The 13,963-nt window shown below is 68.0% G+C and carries 15 protein-coding genes; 7 read left to right on the top strand and 8 right to left on the bottom strand.

The genetic code is table 11. The features are described from left to right. Positions 1-9 precede the first annotated feature (9 nt). Genes ACFU5M_RS26725 through ACFU5M_RS26715 form a run of 3 tightly spaced genes read right to left on the bottom strand, consistent with a single transcriptional unit; the run spans position 10 to position 3,277 of the window. On the bottom strand, positions 10-903 hold the full coding sequence (locus ACFU5M_RS26725; protein WP_379053587.1) for a carbohydrate ABC transporter permease: 894 nt from the start codon (positions 901-903) through the stop codon (positions 10-12). Continuing rightward, positions 903-1,931: a carbohydrate ABC transporter permease gene (locus ACFU5M_RS26720; protein WP_379053585.1), complete on the bottom strand. Its 1,029-nt coding sequence runs from the start codon at positions 1,929-1,931 to the stop codon at positions 903-905. Before ACFU5M_RS26720 ends, ACFU5M_RS26725 begins: the two co-directional genes overlap by 1 nt. Before the next feature lie 44 nt (positions 1,932-1,975). Next, complete coding sequence (locus tag ACFU5M_RS26715) at positions 1,976-3,277, bottom strand: ABC transporter substrate-binding protein (RefSeq protein WP_379053583.1); 1,302 nt, start codon at positions 3,275-3,277, stop codon at positions 1,976-1,978. 258 nt (positions 3,278-3,535) lie between these two features. On the opposite strand from ACFU5M_RS26715, the gene ACFU5M_RS26710 reads away from it, so the two are divergent. The 3 genes from ACFU5M_RS26710 (at position 3,536) to ACFU5M_RS26700 (ending at position 5,353) form a co-directional block, all read left to right on the top strand. Beyond that, positions 3,536-3,817, top strand: a complete 282-nt coding sequence (locus ACFU5M_RS26710) for a hypothetical protein (protein WP_379053581.1) — start codon at positions 3,536-3,538, stop codon at positions 3,815-3,817. Between the two features lie 62 nt (positions 3,818-3,879). After that, complete coding sequence (locus ACFU5M_RS26705) at positions 3,880-4,725, top strand: DUF2786 domain-containing protein (RefSeq protein ID WP_379053580.1); 846 nt, start codon at positions 3,880-3,882, stop codon at positions 4,723-4,725. Between the two features lie 115 nt (positions 4,726-4,840). Further along, positions 4,841-5,353, top strand: a complete 513-nt coding sequence (locus ACFU5M_RS26700; protein WP_379053579.1) for a TIGR04338 family metallohydrolase — start codon at positions 4,841-4,843, stop codon at positions 5,351-5,353. Positions 5,354-5,415: 62 nt separating this feature from the next. On the opposite strand, the gene ACFU5M_RS26695 is transcribed toward ACFU5M_RS26700, so the two are convergent. Further along, positions 5,416-6,399, bottom strand: coding sequence for an o-succinylbenzoate synthase (locus ACFU5M_RS26695; protein ID WP_379053578.1), 984 nt, complete (start codon positions 6,397-6,399; stop codon positions 5,416-5,418). A gap of 105 nt (positions 6,400-6,504) precedes the next feature. On the opposite strand from ACFU5M_RS26695, the gene ACFU5M_RS26690 reads away from it, so the two are divergent. Both ACFU5M_RS26690 and ACFU5M_RS26685 read left to right on the top strand, forming a co-directional pair. Next, on the top strand, positions 6,505-6,915 hold the full coding sequence (locus ACFU5M_RS26690; RefSeq protein WP_379053576.1) for a hypothetical protein: 411 nt from the start codon (positions 6,505-6,507) through the stop codon (positions 6,913-6,915). A 44-nt stretch (positions 6,916-6,959) separates the two neighbouring features. Then, positions 6,960-7,298 carry a hypothetical protein gene (locus ACFU5M_RS26685; protein WP_379053575.1) on the top strand — a complete coding sequence of 113 codons (339 nt, stop codon included), beginning with the start codon at positions 6,960-6,962 and terminating at the stop codon, positions 7,296-7,298. Positions 7,299-7,397: 99 nt separating this feature from the next. Here ACFU5M_RS26685 and ACFU5M_RS26680 read toward each other — a convergent pair whose 3' ends face one another. Continuing rightward, the gene (locus tag ACFU5M_RS26680) at positions 7,398-8,567 is read right to left on the bottom strand and encodes a thiolase family protein (protein ID WP_379053573.1); all 1,170 of its coding nucleotides are present in this window, start codon (positions 8,565-8,567) and stop codon (positions 7,398-7,400) included. Between the two features lie 99 nt (positions 8,568-8,666). Between ACFU5M_RS26680 and ACFU5M_RS26675 the strand changes: the two genes are divergently transcribed. Further along, on the top strand, positions 8,667-9,197 hold the full coding sequence (locus ACFU5M_RS26675) for a winged helix-turn-helix transcriptional regulator (RefSeq protein WP_379053572.1): 531 nt from the start codon (positions 8,667-8,669) through the stop codon (positions 9,195-9,197). 121 nt (positions 9,198-9,318) lie between these two features. Here ACFU5M_RS26675 and ACFU5M_RS26670 read toward each other — a convergent pair whose 3' ends face one another. The 3 genes from ACFU5M_RS26670 to ACFU5M_RS26660 all read right to left on the bottom strand — a co-directional run bounded on the left by ACFU5M_RS26670 (position 9,319) and on the right by ACFU5M_RS26660 (position 12,866). Further along, positions 9,319-10,404, bottom strand: a complete 1,086-nt coding sequence (locus tag ACFU5M_RS26670; RefSeq protein WP_379053571.1) for an ABC transporter ATP-binding protein — start codon at positions 10,402-10,404, stop codon at positions 9,319-9,321. Between the two features lie 91 nt (positions 10,405-10,495). Next, positions 10,496-11,482: a phosphotriesterase gene (locus tag ACFU5M_RS26665; RefSeq protein ID WP_379053570.1), complete on the bottom strand. Its 987-nt coding sequence runs from the start codon at positions 11,480-11,482 to the stop codon at positions 10,496-10,498. Positions 11,483-11,606: 124 nt separating this feature from the next. Continuing rightward, positions 11,607-12,866 (bottom strand): PucR family transcriptional regulator, encoded by a 1,260-nt coding sequence (locus ACFU5M_RS26660; RefSeq protein WP_379053569.1) that lies wholly within the window; start codon positions 12,864-12,866, stop codon positions 11,607-11,609. Between the two features lie 158 nt (positions 12,867-13,024). On the opposite strand from ACFU5M_RS26660, the gene ACFU5M_RS26655 reads away from it, so the two are divergent. Next, positions 13,025-13,819: an LLM class F420-dependent oxidoreductase gene (locus ACFU5M_RS26655; RefSeq protein WP_379053568.1), complete on the top strand. Its 795-nt coding sequence runs from the start codon at positions 13,025-13,027 to the stop codon at positions 13,817-13,819. The last annotated feature ends 144 nt before the right edge of the window (positions 13,820-13,963 follow it).

Genomic DNA, 13,963 nt, shown 5'->3' with positions numbered 1-13,963 from the left:
GCCGAAGATTCAGCTCTTCACGCCGCCCGCGGTGAGGCCGGAGATGATGCGGCGCTGGAAGAGCAGGACCATGACGACCAACGGGATGGTGACGATCGTGCCTGCCGCCATGATCGCCGCGTACGGCTGGACCAGTGGGTTGTTGCCGGAGAAGCGGGCGATCGCGACGGTCACGGGTTCGGTCTTGTCGCTGGAAAGCAAACGCGCGAGCAGATATTCGTTGACCGCGGCGATGAACGCGAGGATCGCGGTGGTGAACACGGCGGGCGCGGCCAAGGGCAACATCACCAGGCGGAAGGCCTGCAGCTTGGTGGCGCCGTCGATCCGGGCGGCTTCTTCGAGTTCCCACGGCAGTTCGGCGAAGAAGGACGCGAGGATGTAGACCGTCATCGGCAGCACGAACGAGATGTTCGGGATGATCATCGCCTGGTACTCGCCGATCCAGCCGAGGTTGGTGAACAGCTGGAACAGCGGGGTCACCAGCACGACCACCGGGAACATCGAGGCGCTGAGGATCAGGCCGGACACCACGTACTTGCCGTGGAAGGTGAGCCGCGCCAGCGCGTATGCCGCCAGCACGCCGATGACCAGTGCGATCGCCGTCGTGATGGAACCGATGACGATGCTGTTGACCAGCGCCTTGCCGAAGTTGTTGCCTCGGCTGGTGTCGAACGCGTTGCGGAAGTTCTCCAGCGTGACGTGCGTCGGCCACGGAGTGTTCTCGAAGGTGTAGTCGGGGTCGCGGAACGCGGTGACCGCCATCCAGTAGAACGGCGCGAGACCCCAGACCAGCACGATCAGCGCGCCGAGATAGAGCCGCACCGAACCGAGGCGCTTGGTCCACGGAACCGGCCGCGCGGTGGACTCGTCGGTCACCGGCTTCTCCGCCGTCTGCACGGACATCAGTGCGCCTCCCGCTGTTCTTCCTGGGTGCGAACCGCATTCGCGCCGAGGATCTTCACCAGCACGAACGCCACGGCGAAGATCAAAAGGAAGGTGATCGTGGACAACGCGGCCGCGCTGTTGGGGCCTTGCCGGACCTGATCGACCACCAGGATCGACACCGTGCGGGTGGACGGGTTGCCCAGCGTCATGATCGCGGGCAGGTCGAACATCCGCAGCGCGTCCATGGTCCGGAACAGCACCGCGACCAGCAGGGCCGGTTTCAGCAGCGGCAGGGTGATCTGGGTGAACCGCTGCCAGGCCGACGCGCCGTCGACGCGAGCCGCCTCGTACACGTCGGCCGGGATCACTTGCAGACCGGCCAGCAGCAGCAGCGCCATGAACGGCGTGGTCTTCCAGACGTCGGCCGCGATCACCGCGAACCGGGCAGGCCACGCGTCGGACGTCCACAGGATGTGCGTGCCGAGCACGCGGTTCACCACGCCGTCGTACTGGAACATGAACTCCCACAGCCGTGCGGTGACGGCGGTCGGGATGGCCCACGGAATCAGCACGGCCGCGCGCAGCAGCGCCCTGCCGCGGAAGGTCTTGCCCATCACCATGGCCATACCGAGGCCCAGCGTCGCTTCGAGGGCGACGGTGACGACCGTGAAGAACAGCGTGATCCCGATGGCCAGCCAGAATTGCGAGCCGAGGTTGCCGGTCGGGCAGGCCACCGTCTCGCCGGTGGCGACCTGGCACTGTTGCAGCAGCCAGTGCGTGTAGTTCGCGAACCCGGCGTTGCCGCCTTCGACGAACATGCCGGTCGCCGGGTCGAGGCCGGGGTCCTTCTGGAAGGACATCCACAGCGCCCGGAACACGGGATACCCGATGACGACCGCGAGCGCGATCAGCACGGGCGTGACGAACACCCAGGCTCTCCCGGATCGTCGCAGCTCGTGGGCTGTCCTCGCGGCCCAGCCGCGCCTGGCCGGAACGAACTCGTCGTCTTTCGGCACGCTAGTCGCCGTTCCCGAAGGATCCGACACCGTTTCTCTCCTGCGGGTTCGTCGGGTCCGTTGCGCTCAACCGCTCACGATCCGGCGGTTTCGATGCCCTTTTGCATCCCGGTGATCGCGTCGTCGACGGACTTGGTTCCGTTCAACGCAGCATAAGCGTTGTCCTGGATGGCTTTGCTCACCGCGGGATAAAAGGGTGTCACCGGGCGCGGCACCGCGCTGGCGATGGAGTCCTTGAGCGCGGGCAGGTACGGCATCTTCGCGATCAGAGCGGGGTCGTCGTACATGGACGCCCGCACCGAGGGCAGCGCGCCCGCGGCGACGATGTGCTGCGCGTCCTCGCTGATCAGGAAGCGCAGGAAGTCCAGCGCGGTGGCCTTGTTCTTGGAGTACGCGCTGATCGCCGCGTTGTAGCCGCCGAGGGTGGAGGCGCCGACGCCGTTCTCACCGGGCAGCGGGGCCACCGCGAACTTGTCCTTCACCGCGCTGGCCTCGCCGCCGACGTCACCGAAGGTGGACGGCCACGAGCGCAAGAACATCAGCTTGCCCTGCGCGAAGGCGTTGCTGGACTCGGGCTCCTTGAACGTGATGGCCTCTTTGGGGATGTCCCCGTTGTTGTACGCGTCCACCAGGACCTTCAGTCCGGCGCGGGACTGCGCGCTGTTCACCGTGGGGGTCTTGCCGTCGGCGCCGACGAAGCTGCCGCCGTAGGCGTTGATCACTTCGGCCGCGTTCACGGTCAGGCCCTCGTAGGGCGCGAATTGGCCCGCGTAGCAACCGATGTTCTGCTGGCGCGCGATGGGGCACTGGGCGAGCAGTTCGTTCCAGGTCTTGGGCGGGTTCGCCACCAGGTCCTTGCGGTAGAACAGCAGGCCACCGTTGGTGTTGCGGGGGGCGGCGTAGAGGGTGTTGTTGTACGTGGCGCTGGCGACCGGCGGGGAGAGCAGCGCGCTGGTGTCGAGGGTGAAGGAGTCTTTCAACGGCTGGATCCAGCCCTTGGCGGCGAACTCGGCGGTCCAGGGCACGTCCAGGGCGACCACGTCGTAGTTGGACTGCTTCGAGCGCATGTGCTCGACCAGGTCGTCGTACTGCTGCGAGGCGTCGTTCGACTGTTCCTTGAACGTCACCTGCTCGTCCGGGTGCGCGGCGTTCCAGCGCTCGATCAGCTGCTTGACCGCACCGGTCTCGGTGGTGTCCTTGCCCTCGACGTAGGTGATCGGACCGCGTCCGGTGAGGTTCTGGCTGGTCGGACTGCCGCCGCTGTCGCTGGAGCAGGCACTGGTGAACGTCGCGGTCAGCAGCCCGACCGAAGCGACCGCCACCGCGGCCCGCGGCAACAGCGACGAACGTAGGGACGACACCTTCTTCACAGCCATCGCAAACACTCCAGGATCATTCGTGAGCGGCAGCACACCCTGCCGGTGCACAAGGCAAGATACATGGTGTCGATCCGGAGTGCGGGACAGTGGCGGTAAGAGCCACTTGCGGGCGTATCTCCCGAGGATGCTCTCGTCGGTGATCGTCACTGGCAGTGGAAAGATCAGCACGGCTTTTCCGAGAGGTGGGTGTGCACGCTGATCCGACGTCAGCCGAGCTGACCGAATCGGCGCGCCGCGCGCGGGTTGGGACTTCGCGTGGCGACCGATGAGAAGGGCGGGCTCAGGATCACGGCTCCGGGGGGAGGTCGAGCCGCGGCGCCGCCGGTCGCGATCGAGTTCAGTGAAGAGGCGATCAGCGACTACTACGCGCGGATCGCGTCGAGGGTTCCGGATGCCGAACCCGACCATACGCCCTCGAGTCGGTGGTACATGCTGATGTCCACTCACCTGTACGAGATGGATCGACTCGGTGTCCCTCGCGACATCGTGATCGAACCCAGCGGGCGCACCGCGGTACCCGGCGAGCGAATGACGTAGTTCTCGAACGAAGCCGACATCGGACGGAGTTCGACCGGCTACGCCCACTAGGCTGGGGCGCGATGACTTCGCCGAACGCGGTTCCCGATCGGATGCTCACCCGCATCGGTGGGCTGCTGCGCAAGGCCGAGGCCACCGACAACGAGCACGAGGCCGAAGCGTTTCTCGCCGCGGCTCAGCGCCTGGCCACGAAGTCGTCTATCGACCTCGCGGTGGCGCGAGCGCACATCGCAGGACGCGAGCGCAGGCCCACGCCGGTGCAGCGGGTCGTCCCGATCGGTGAGCCGGGCAAGCGCGGGTTGCGGACCTATGTCCAGTTGTTCGTCGCGATCGCGGCGGCGAACGACGTGCGCTGCGATGTCGCCCGTACTTCGACGCAGGTCTACGCGTATGGATTCGACTCCGACATCGATACCTGCGAGGCGCTCTACGCCAGCCTGCTCGTGCAGATGGTGCGCGCGTCCGACCAGTACATCAAGTCGGGCGCCTACAAATCGGCCACCGTCGAGAAGATCGTGGTGGAGAAGCGATGGGGTCGTCCGGTGCGGCGCCGGGTGCAGGCGCCGGTCGCGGGTGTGACAGCACGGCTGAACTTCCAGATGGCGTTCGCCGCGCGGATCGGGCGGCGGCTGACGGAGGTGAAGGCCGAGGTCGTAGCGGAGGTGTCGCCACGGGAAGCCGAGGCCACCGGCACGGCTCTGGCATTGCGCGCCAAAGAGATCGAGCTCACCGACTTCTACGCCGAGACGTCGGAGGCGCGCGGCACCTGGCGCGGGCCGCAGGCGTCGGCGGGGCATTCGGCGGCGGCGCGGGCGGCGGGGGATCGCGCGGGCCGGGCCGCACGGATCGGTACCTCGCCCGAACTCCCGGCTGCCCGTCGGAAGTTGAGTTCCCCGGAGGGCGGTTGACCAGTGTAAACAGCATTCGGCGTGCGGGTGGGCGTGGCCGCGTGCGATCGTCGGAGGCATCGGCGGGTTTCGGCAATCGGCTGGTGCCCGCTGCTGCGAGATCGGCTAAGCGACGATGACGGTGCGCGACAGCCAGCGCGCCAAGGTGTACGACGCCGAGCAGTTGGTACGCGGGGTGTTCGATCGTGCGGACGAGCACGGCGCGCGCACCGTCGAACTCTATGGTTCGCAGCTCACTTTGCCGATCGAGCGACGCTTCGCCTCGGTGGAATCCGTGCAGAGCTATGCGGACAAGGTGCTGGCTCTCAATTGGGTACGGTCGCGGTGGGACCGGGCCGCCGTGGCGGTGCGCGTCCGCTCGCGCGCCGGGACCACCGCCGCGCATTACGAGGCGGCGGGGAACGTGTTAGCGGTTCCGCTGCACACCGGCGGCAGCGCCTGGGCCCTGCGTGAGCTGGTGATCCTGCATGAACTGGCGCATCACCTCGAGTCGGCCCCGGGGTCGGTAGCCGCGCACGGACCGGAGTTCTGTGACCGCTATGTGGAACTGGTCGACGGCGTTATCGGTCCTGAGGCGGCGTTGCTCTTGCGGACGACTTTGCTGGGCTGTGGGGTACGGATCGGATGAGCCTCCGGTGAACGGAAGCCGAGTCGGCGAAGTCGGAACCTTCACTCGCGCTGCGAGGTCGGTCAGGGCGCCGGGGCTTGTGGGACCAAGGCGCTGACGCGGGAGAATCGCTCCTGCCACCACGCGGTGCGGTCGGCATCGGGATGGCGATGGCTTTCCATCAGCTGCGGGTCCGGCTCGGGTGGGGTGCGGAGAACGGGGAGATAACCGTCCGAGGCGCGCAGCGCGCCCGGCGTCACATCGCCGGTGAGCAGGCTCAAAGTGCCGAGGCCGCAGGCGAAGTCGAGCTCGGGAAGTGCGCCGGCCAGCGCCAGTTGCGCGGCGAGGCCGACGCTGGTCTCCAGGGCGGAGGAGACCACACAGGGCAGTCCCGCCGCCTCCGCCACTTGGAGGGCGCGACGTACGCCGCCGAGTGGTGTGCATTTGAGGACGGCGATGTCGGCGGCCCCGGCGACCGCGACCCGCAGCGGGTCTTCGGCGCGGCGGATGGATTCGTCGGCGGCGATGCGGACGTCGACGCGGCGGCGCACCGCGGCGAGTTCCTCGATCGTCCGGCAGGGCTGTTCGACATATTCCAGACCCCCCGCGGCCTTATCGATCCGCTGGATGTGGCGCACGGCGGTGTCGACATCCCAGACCGCGTTGGCGTCGACCCGGATCGCGCCGTTGCGGCCGAGCGCGTCGCGTACCGCCTCCACCCTGGCCAGATCCTCCGCGAGCGAGTCGGGGTGGTCGGCGACCTTCACCTTGGCGGTGCGGCAGCCGGACCGGCCCACGATCGCGTGCGCCTGTTCCGGGTCCACGGCGGGCACCGTGCAATTGATCGGAATGCGATCGCGTACCGGTTCGGGCCAGCCCGTCGTCACTTGTTCCAGGGCGGTGGCCAGCCAGGCGGCAGCCTCCCGGTCGTCGTATTCGGGGAACGGACAGAACTCGCCCCACCCGAGCGGTCCGTGGATCAGCATTCCCTCGCGCACCGTGATGCCACGGAAACGGGTGCGCATCGGAATGGCGTAGACGACGTTCTGCGCTACGGAATCGCTCATCGCCGACCAGCTTATTCGGTTGCCGCCGCGGATCGAGGATTGCGCACGTGAACTCGAGTAGTTTCCCGGAGCCGGCCCGACGGCCGATGCTGGATCGTTGGCGTCATGATCCAGACCGGTACCCCGCAGCCCTGGCCGCCGTACGGCCCGCCGCCGGGGCCCGCGCGTCCATCCGCCGGGCAGCGGCCGGTGCGGACCTGGGACGTCGTACTCTCCGTCGTGCTGTACTGCGTCGCGGCGGTCCTCGGCCTCGCTGCCGCCTACTTCACCGTCTTCTTCGCCTTCGCCACCGATCCGTGCGGGCCGGACAACTGCCGCACCGACTACCTGGGTTGGGCCTTCGCGGTGTCCTGGGGCGGAACCGCCTTCGCGATCGCCGGCGTGACCGGGATGCTCATTCTGGCCGCGGTGAAGCGCTGGTACATGTGGTACTGGCCGGTGCTGGCGATGGTGCTGATCGTCGCCTCGTTCGGCGGGGGCCTCGCGCTGGCGTCCCAGGTGTATCCGGGAAACTGAACCGCCGAGGTGCCGGGTGGCCGCGAGCCGGTCATGCTGAAGGCATGGCGTGGCATCTCCGGCGGCGAACCACCGATGCGCTGCGCGTGGCGCTGGGTTCGGTGATCGTCCTCGGATTCGGCTGGCTGATGGCGTCTTTCGTTCCGCTCTACGATGTGCTCGCGCGCGATGGCCGGGATGGGCGCATGGTCGGGTATCTGCCGTGGGCGCAGGTCGTCGCCTGGGCCGGCATCGTGGCATCGGTGCTCGCGGCGGTGTTCTCGGTGCTGGAGAAAGTGCGCGACGGCAGGCCGATCGCGTGGACCCCGCTCATCGCCATCCCGTTGATTCTCGAATCCTGGGTGCTCGGATTCCTGATCGCGGTGATACTCGTTTCGTACTAGCCGATCACGACCTATTGCGCGCGGGTCGCGGCGGCGGGCGAACGCGCGCCACCGGCGGGCGTGTTCGCGACGAACACGCATCGCCGGTAGCGCGGCTGATCACAACCTTTCGATGATGGTGGCGTTGGCCAACCCGCCTGCCTCACACATGGTTTGCAGGCCGTAGCGGGCGCCGCGGTCCTGCATGGCATGCACCAGCGTGGTCATCAGGCGCGCGCCGGACGCGCCGAGTGGGTGGCCGATGGCGATCGCGCCGCCGTTGACGTTGACCTTCGCCAGGTCCGCGCCGGTGTCGTGCGCCCAGGCCAGCACCACCGGCGAGAACGCCTCGTTGATTTCGACCAGGTCGATGTCCGACAGCTGCAAACCGGCGCGCTGCAACACTTTTCGGGTCGCCGGTATCACCGCGGTGAGCATCAGCAGCGGGTCGTCGCCGGCCACCGCGAAGCTGTGCAGGCGGGCGAGCGGCTTCAGTCCGAGTTCTTTCGCGCGCTCGCTGGTCATGATGAGCACCGCCGCGCTGCCGTCGCTGACCTGGCTCGCGGTCGCCGCCGTGATCGCCCAGCCGATCTGCGGGAAGCGGGCGGCCATGGCCGGGTCGTAGTAGGCGGGACGGAGTGCCCCCAGCGTCTCCAAGGTGCTGCCGACCCGGATGCCCTCGTCGGTGGCGAGTCCGTTGATCGGCGCCAGCTCACGGGCGAACAGGCCGTTCTTGGTGGCGAGCGCGGCCTTCTCGTGACTGGCGAGCGCGAACTCGTCCAACTGGGTGCGGGTGAGTCCCCACTTCGCCGCGATCAGCTCGGCGCTGATGCCCTGTGACACCAGACCCTCCGGGTAGCGCTCGGCGAATCCGACGCCGGATATGTCGTCCGATCCGACCAGGTTGGCGCCCATGGGAATCCGGCCCATCGACTCCACGCCCGCGGCGACCACGATGTCGTAGGCGCCCGCGATCACGCCCTGCGCGGCGAAGTGGATCGCCTGCTGGCTGCTGCCGCACTGTCGGTCGACGGTGGTCGCCGGGACGGATTCGGGATATCCGGCGGCCAGCGCGGCCCGCCTGGTCATGTTCGCGCCCTGCTCGCCGAACTGGGTGACGACGCCGCCGATCACGTCATCGATGAGTGCGGGATCAATGCCGCTGCGGTCCACCACCTCGCGCAGGCTGTGGGCCAGCAGATCCACCGCGTTGACATTGTGCAGTGCGCCGTTCGGCTTGCCTTTGCCGATCGGGGTGCGTACCGCTTCGACAATCACCGCGTCTCTCATGGTGCTTCCTTCCGGACCGAGAGCCGGGCCAGCATGCCTGGCTCTATCAACACATAGTCAGATTACCTCTGACAATAGTTGAGGCAAGTCAGCTTCGGTATGATGTTCGTCATGGCAGCAGTGATGGAAGGACCGTTGGCCGATCTCAGCGCGTGGAAGGCCGAGGAATGCTCGATCGCGAAGGCGATGGACCTCATCGGCACCCGATCGGCGGTGCTCATCCTGCGCGAGGCGTACTACGGGACGCGGCGGTTCGACGGGTTCGCCAACCGGGTCGGCATCACCGACGCGGCGGCCGCGGCCCAGTTGCGCAAGCTCACCGAGGCGGGCTTGCTGGCCAAACAGCCGTACCGAGAGGAAGGCAAGCGCACCCGCCACGAATACGTGCTCACCCGGATGGGCCGGGATCTGCTGCCCGCCGTGCTGGCGCTCATGCAGTGGGGCGACGCCTACTTACAGCCGGGGCCGGCCCCGCTGCTTCTGGTGGAGGAGGCCACCGGCGCGCCGGTGCGGGTGCAAGTGCGCAGCGAATCCGGTCGCGAGATCGAACTCGAGGAACTGGGCGTGCGGCTCAACGAGGACTACGCCCGGCGGCGGCGCGAACGCCGTCGATCGGACACAACGGACTGAGCGCACCGGGCCCGTGTTCCCGTGTTCCGCGCGCGGGCTGGATCGCTGCCCGCCGGTGCGCGCTGCCGCGCCGGGTGCCCGCGCTCGCCGTGTCGCACGAGCGGGCCACCCGGCGCAGTGCTCAGTTGAGCCGGCGGCCGTCGATGTCGAAGAAGTAGACGTGTTCCGCGTCGGTGGCCAGCCGCAGGCGGGTGCCCTTCGCGGGCGGGTTGCGCCAATCCGTCCGCGCCACAATGGTTTCCCCGGCGCCGTCGGTCGCGCCCTCGGCGCTGGTGCGGCCGTAGATGTAGGCGTCGGAGCCGAGTTCCTCCACCACGTCCACTTCCATCTCGATGCCGGAGCCGTCGCCGGCCGGCTCGAAGTGCTCCGGCCGGATGCCGACCGTCACGGTGGCCCCGGCCGCGTCCGCCACCGAGCGCGGCAACGCGAGCGTGTGCCCGCCCAGCTCGACCCGGCCGTCGGCGATTGGAAGCGTGAACAGGTTCATGGCCGGTGAGCCCATGAATCCCGCGACGAACACATTGGCCGGATCGCGGTAGAGGTCGCGCGGCGTCGCGCACTGTTGCAGCAGGCCGTCCTTCAGCACGGCGACCCGGTCGCCCATGGTCATCGCCTCGACCTGGTCGTGCGTGACGTACACCGTGGTGGTGGCGAGCCTGCGCTGCAACTGCGCGATCTGGGTGCGGGTCTGCACGCGCAGCTTGGCGTCCAGGTTGGACAGCGGCTCGTCCATCAGGAAGACCTGCGGCTGGCGCACGATCGCGCGGCCCATCGCGACCCGCTGGCGCTGGCCACCGGACAGCGCCTTCGGCTTACGATCCAAAAAAGGTTCCAGGTCGAGCAGTCTGGCCGCCTCCAGGACCCGCTTCTCCTTCTCCGCCTTGGCGACCTTGGCCAGTTTCAGCGCGAAGCCCATGTTCTCCGCGACGGACATGTGCGGGTAGAGCGCGTAGTTCTGGAACACCATGGCGATATCGCGTTCCTTCGGCTCCGCGTGCGTCACGTCCTTGTCGCCGATCAGGATGCGGCCGCCGTTGACGTCCTCCAGCCCGGCGAGCATGCGCAACGAGGTCGACTTCCCGCAGCCGGAGGGGCCGACCAGAACGAGGAACTCACCGTCCTCGATCTCCAGATTCAACCGATCCACCGCGGGTTGGGCGGATCCGGGGTAGAGCCGCGTCGCGTTGTCGAAGGTCACCGTGGCCATGACGAATTCACATCCCATCCCGGCAGGAACGTGCCGGACGATCCGAGTAAGGGTGCGGCGATCCTATCGGGCCGGTGGGCGATGAGCCACGTCAGTGTGCGCGCGCCTCGAAGAACGCGCGCGGGACGTCGACGAGCATGGCGGCGATCTGCTGCTCGGTGACGCCGCGGTCGAGCACGTAGGGGAACACGTCGTCGAACAAGTGGGTGTAGTGCCACTGCGGCAGGGCGGCCATGGCGGCCGGCTCGATCCAGTCGATGTAACAGCTCGCGTCCTGGGAGAGCACCATCCGGTCGGTGTAGCCGCGGCGCACCATTTCGATCAAGGTGTCCGCGCGCGCTTCGAAGGTGGTGTCGAGGTTGATGCCGAAGCGGTCCATGCCGAGGACGAAGCCGGCGTCGGCCAGGTAGGACAGATGATCGCAGTCGGTGGTGTCGCCGCTGTGGCCGAGCACGATGCGGCGGGGGTCGACGCCTTCCTCGTCGCACATCACGCGCTTGACGTCGAGTCCGCTGCGCGACTCCGGATGGGTGTGCACCGTGATCGGGACGCCGGTCTCGAGATGGGCCCCGGCGACCGCGCGCATCACCCGTTCCACGCCCGCGGTCATGCCCTGGCGGTCGATCGCGCACTTGAGCATGCCCGCCTTCACTCCGGTGCCCGCGATGCCGTCGCGGATGTCGCCGACGAACATGTCGACCATCGGGTCGGGGACCCGCGCGCCGACGATGTCGTTCAACGCGGGCCCGCGGTAGTGGAAGAAGAACGGGACATCACCGTAGGTGTAGACGCCGGTGGCGACCACGAGGTTCAGCGGCACCTGTTCGGCGATCCGCTGGATGCGCGGAATGTAGCGGCCCAACCCGACCACGGTCGGATCGACGATCGTGCGCACACCGGCGTCGAAGGCGACTCGCAGCCGTCGCACGGCGTCGGCGATGCGCTCGTCCTCCGAACCCCATTCGGCCGGATAGTTCTGCTGGATGTCCCCCGTGAGCACGAAGACGTGCTCGTGCATCAATGTCACTCCGATATCGGAGGTATCGATCTGCCCGCGCACGGTTTCCAGTGTTGACATCGTGTTTTCTCCTCATCTCGGCCGCGCATCGTTGGAATGCTACGAACCGGGATGTGAGGCGGGCCATATTCGCCGACACCGAAACTTCGTACAACTTTCGTGCGCAGCGCACATAACGCCCGGCTCAGCCCGGCGGGCCCGGCCGCAGCACCGCGGGCCCGAGCCAGCGTGCGGCCTGCAATGCCAGGTGCAGGTGCAGGGTGCGGTCGTGATCGTCGAGGACGTTGCCGATCAGTTCGAGCGCCTGCCCCACCCGGTATTGAATGGTGTTGCGGTGCACCGACAATTCCTGTGCGGTGGCGGCGTAACTGCGGTTGTTGGCCAGGAAGGCGCGCAACGTCTCGCGCAACCAGAGATTGCGCTGGTTGTCGGTGGCGAGTTCACCCAGGTAGTCGGCCACATAGTGGCGCAGTTCCTCGATGTCGCCGCCCAGTAGCGCGACGGCCGCCACTTGGTCGTGCGACACCGCTCGCGGCGCATCGGGACCGGCGAGCAGCACGAGTTCGCGTACTCGATCGGCTTGGCGCAGACTGCGACGGAATCCCGCGACACCGTCGCCGCACCCGCCGATCGCCACCCGCACCGGCGACGACAGGGCCGCCACCGCGCGCTGGATGGCATCGATATCGATCGTCATATCGCGTGAGATCGAGAACCACAACCGGACCTCGTGTTCGTCGGTGGGTACCAGCAATGCTCGGCGCGGGTTGCCGAACAGTGCAACCAGCGCCGCGCGAACGGCATCGAGGACGTTCATCGCGGCCCGCGCCGAGATCTGCGGATCGGTCCAGGCGTTCACCGCGACGTGGCGACCGGTCAGTGGATAGCGCAGCACTTGCTCGGCTCGGCCGATGTCGTCGGCCGTGCCGTCGAGTACCCGCGCCACCCATTCCTGGCGCAGTCCGCCGCGGCTGCCCACCCACCGGTCGCGTTCCTGTTCGTAGGCGACGCCGACGTGCTCGCACACCCGGTCGATGTACACGGCGCTGCGATTGACGATCCGGATGATGGCCGCCGCGCTGTCGGGACCGCCCGATTCCACGGCGTAGCGCATCGCGATGTCGAGGAATCCGGCGTGCCCCACCCGGTAGGCGCGGATCAGCGCCGACAGCGGGACGTCCCGCTGTGCGAGCGTCCGCGCGTACACCAGCGCCCGAGCCGGGGCGTGCACGTCGTGCTCGGCGGCGTCGTTCTGGACGAAGTCGAGCACGGACATCAGGTTGTCGGTGGTACCGGCTTCGAACAATCCGCGTAGCCGGGCGTCCGAGTCCAGCGCCGCGACTTGCGCGCGCATCACCGCGGACAGTTCGGCGATCAACCGATCGCGATCGCGCAGGATCGCCGAGACGACCGAGCGAACCACCTCGTTCTCGCCGTCGGCCACGCCGACACCTCCCTCCGCCGGGCTCGGTATCGGGTCCCCAACCTAGTAGCCGCGCCGGGCGCGTCACCGCACGCCGGAAGCCTGGTGCGGTTACCTGCGGGAAGGCGACCGCGCCGGTAGCCTCGGGCGGGGGTGGGCCGAGCGACGAGGAGAGTGCCATGAGTCGTCCAGTTCGTATCGGAGTTCAGCTACAGCCGCAGCACGCGCCGGAATACGGGCTCATCCGCGACGCGGTGTTGCGCAGCGAGGACGCGGGTGTCGACATCGTGTTCAACTGGGACCACTTCTATCCCCTCACCGGCGATCCCGGCGGCGCGCACTTCGAGTGCTGGACGATGCTGGGCGCGTTCGCCGAGCAGACCGAGCGGGTGGAGATCGGCGCGCTGGTCACCGGCGGTGGCTACCGCAACCCGGACCTGTTGGCCGATATGGCGCGCACCGTCGACCACATCAGCGGCGGCCGGCTCATCCTGGGCCTCGGCGCCGGCTGGTTCCAGAAGGACTACGACGAGTACGGCTACGAATTCGGCACCCCGGGCAGCAGGCTGGAATTGCTGAAGGAGAACCTGGCCCGGATCAGCGCCCGGCTGCCGAAACTGCATCCGCGCCCGACCCGCGACCTGCCGATCCTGATCGGCGGCGGTGGCGAGAAGAAGACCTTGCGGCTGGTCGCGCAGTACGCCGACATGTGGCACACCTTCGCCGACCTGGACGTGCTCGCGCACAAGAACAAGGTGCTCGCCGAGCACTGCGCCGCCGTCGGTACCGACCAGGCGCGCATCGAGCGCTCGGTGCAGTGGCCGGGGCTGGAGAAGGCGGCCGCCTTCGTCGACGCGGGTGTGACGACCTTCACCATCGGGGTCAGCGGCCCGGACTTCGATCTGAGCCAGGTCGCGGCCGCCGTCCGGTGGCGTGACGAGCTCAACCCGGAACCGGTCAGTGGACTGGCCTGAGGCGGATTGCCCGGCGGATGGCGCGTCGCCGCGTGGCGTTCGGATCAGCGTGATCGAAATCTCGGCAGCCGGGCGGGCATCGGCTTCCCCTGACGCCGACCTCGGGGTAGCTGTGAATTAGCAGCTTTTCACCGCTAGGGTTGT

Source organism: Nocardia sp. NPDC057455, assembly GCF_042802775.1.
GTDB lineage: Bacteria > Actinomycetota > Actinomycetes > Mycobacteriales > Mycobacteriaceae > Nocardia.
The sequence above is the reverse complement of the archived record's forward strand: the minus strand, read 5'-3'. Positions and strand labels throughout refer to the sequence as shown.